The following is a 2849-nucleotide window of genomic DNA, read 5'->3' on the forward strand; positions in this document are numbered from 1 at the left end:
CAAAGCTCTTATTGCCACCGTTCTGCCGCGCTTCTGTGACTACGCCGCCTCCATCGCCGATGAGATCGCGGAGAGCCATGATGCGATTGACAACGCCATGTGCTGGGGCTTTGGCTGGGAGAAGGGGCCGTTTGCACTGGCAAGAAACGCGCCCCAAGAGCCACTCTATCCCGCTCTGCGTCAGGAGCAAGGGGCCTTGATCTTCGAGCTACGCGGCAAGCTCAATGTCTTTGATCCCGCTCAGTGCGACGCGGTTGTTGCCGCCGTGGACGAAGCGGAGGAGCTGGGGCTTCCGTTGATCTTCACTGGGCAGGGGGCGTGCTTCTCGGCAGGCTACAACCTCGCCCGGCTGGTTACGGCGATGGAACGGGGCGATCTTGCGGGGATCGAGGCCGACATGAAGCAGTGTCAGGAGACGTTTCTGCGGGTCAAGCACGCCAAAATCCCCACTGTCGCCGCAATTCATGGCTACACGCTGGGGGCAGGCTGTGAGCTGGCGCTACACTGTGGGCGCATCGTCGCCTCCCCCGAGACCGTGCTGGGCCTGCCCGAGTGCGCGGTCGGCGTGATTCCCTGCGGGGGCGGCGTCAAAGAGGCGCTCTACCGCTTTGGCTCCGCCCAAGCCGCCTTTGAGGCGATTTTCTTCAACCAGAACTCCACCAGCGCTCACGAAGCGAGAAAGCGCGGCTGGTTTCGTCCCACCGATGTGATCGTCGCCAATGCGGATCAGCTACTGACGGAGGCTATTCGGCTGGCGCAAGACGCAACACAGCCCTGGTCTGGCCCGGATCGGGAACCGGGCAAGATAGTCCTGCCTGCCACACTGACGGGACATGATCGGAGGATTGCACAGGCTCTGGCATGGGTGCTGACGGAAGAGAAAACGACGGAGACAGTGCTTCTCGCTCGTGAGCGTGCTGCGTTTCAGCAGCTGGCACAGGAGCCGCTCTCGATTGCCCGGATGCGGCACCTGCTGGAGACCGGGAAACCACTCCGAAACTGATTCTTTCCCATTTTGAGCAAATTATTAGTATACTGAAGACGATTCTCAAAGACGGGGGTTGTCATGAGCGAAAAGGGTGTTGGGGTTGTCATTGGCGCAAGTGCACTGGGCATTGGGATTGCGGCTCAGCTTCTGAATGCGGGGTGGCAGGTTCATCTACTGGACTCCTCGCCGGATCTTGCGGGAAAAGCGGTGGCACAGCTTCGTGTGATGCGTCCGCCGCTCCTCTTCCTGCCTGAGTATCTCAGCCAAATCAAGCTGGGGGGGCTTAATGACTTGACAGTCTGTCGGGACGCAGACTGGGTGGTCGAGGCTATTGCGGATAACTTTGAGCTGAAGCATCGGCTCCTACATCGGCTGGAGCTGTTTCTTGGGCCGGAGACCATCCTCACGACAACAACACGGTTTTTTACTCTGAAAAGTCTGCTGGCGGGGAGTAGCGACATGCTTCACCAGCGGCTTTTTGCGACACACTTTTCCACTCCGCCTCGTTACCATAAACTCTTGGAAGTAGCGGCCACAGAGACCACCGATCCCATTCTGCTAGAGCGTTTTTGTGCGTTCGCGGAAGAGACCCTAGGGCACCGTGTTGTGATGGTGAACGACAGCCCCGGATTTGTGGCCATGCGGGTCTTTACCGCACACTTTTTTGATGTACTTCATCTCGCGCTGGAGAGTGAGCTGGACATTGAAAAAGTGGATGCCCTGACCGGCCCGCTGATGGGGAGGCCCTTTGGTATCTTTCAGCTGGCCGATCGTCTTGGCCTAGAGGCGCTGGTTCAGCAGGCTCGTGCCCTCTCTGCCGCCATTCCCGACGATCCGCTACACAACCGTATGCACCTCCCTCCCGTGCTGGAGGCACTTCTTACGGAAAAGCACTGGCGTGGGTTCTGGCCACGGGAAGGTAACCTGGTTCTGGATCTGCAAACCGGTGAGTACCGCCCCCCTCAGACCGTTGCTGTAGACTCAGATGACCCCTTTCTGGTCTGGTTGCAGGAGAGCCTCTTTGCGTACCTAGATGCGATCCGTCCTCAAATTGCCACGACGGAGTTTGCGGTGGATCAGGCGATGGAGTGGGGGTTTGGCTGGAGTAAAGGGCCGTTTGTACTGGAGGCAGAGCGACGGGGACGGCTCTACGCCGCTCCTTCCCCTCCACCTGAGTACTTGACCCTGAGCCACTGGCCTGTGGTGGAACAAAGCGCACTGGGAGCGTTTCGGGACCTGGGAGATGGTGTCGCCTGCTTTTCGCTGCACCCCCCGGACAATCGTCTGACCCTACCCACTCTGGAGTTACTGCTGAAGGCTCTGGAGCGAGCAGAACGTGAATTTCTTGCCCTGGTCGTGACCGGGGAGAGCCGAGATTTCACGGCGGGTTTCTCTCTACTGCGCTGGTGGGAGGCGATCTCTCAAGGGGATTTCACACAGATTGAGGATGATATCGCGGTGGCGCAGGCGGTGCACCTGCGGCTTGCCCACGCCACGATTCCTTTGGTGGGGGCGATTCAGGGCTTTACGCGAGGGGGAGGGGCGGAGCTGGCGCTGCATCTTCCCACACTGCACCTCTCGCCAGAGACCTACATGGGGTTAACTCAGGTGAGTGCGGGCTTGCTTCCTAGTTTTGGGGGGATCTCCGAGCTGTACACGCGGGTAGGAGATGCTCGCTCTGTTCTTCAGCTCGTGATGGGTGGACAGGTCAGTACATCGGCATACGAGGCACAGCGACGGGGATTTCTGCGGCCTCAGGACACGATCGCTCGCAATGTGGATCGCCTGTTCTATGAAGCGAGGCAGCGTGCCCTGGAACTGACGGACTCTCCACGCCCCATTGCGCCACCGCCGCCGCCGC

General features: G+C 59.7%; 2 protein-coding genes. Both read left to right on the plus strand.

Annotation, left to right across the window (positions count from 1 at the left end; genetic code table 11):
* Positions 1-1003 (plus strand): enoyl-CoA hydratase/isomerase family protein (locus RMO15_RS24665; RefSeq protein ID WP_309718868.1); only part of this gene is annotated, 1003 nt, incomplete at its 5' end.
* Positions 1004-1066: 63 nt separating this feature from the next.
* Positions 1067-2849, plus strand: a 1783-nt coding sequence (locus RMO15_RS24670; protein WP_309718871.1) for a 3-hydroxyacyl-CoA dehydrogenase/enoyl-CoA hydratase family protein, incomplete at its 3' end; no start/stop codon positions are given.

Origin of the sequence: Armatimonas sp., assembly GCF_031410135.1 — a bacterium.
GTDB lineage: Bacteria > Armatimonadota > Armatimonadia > Armatimonadales > Armatimonadaceae > Armatimonas.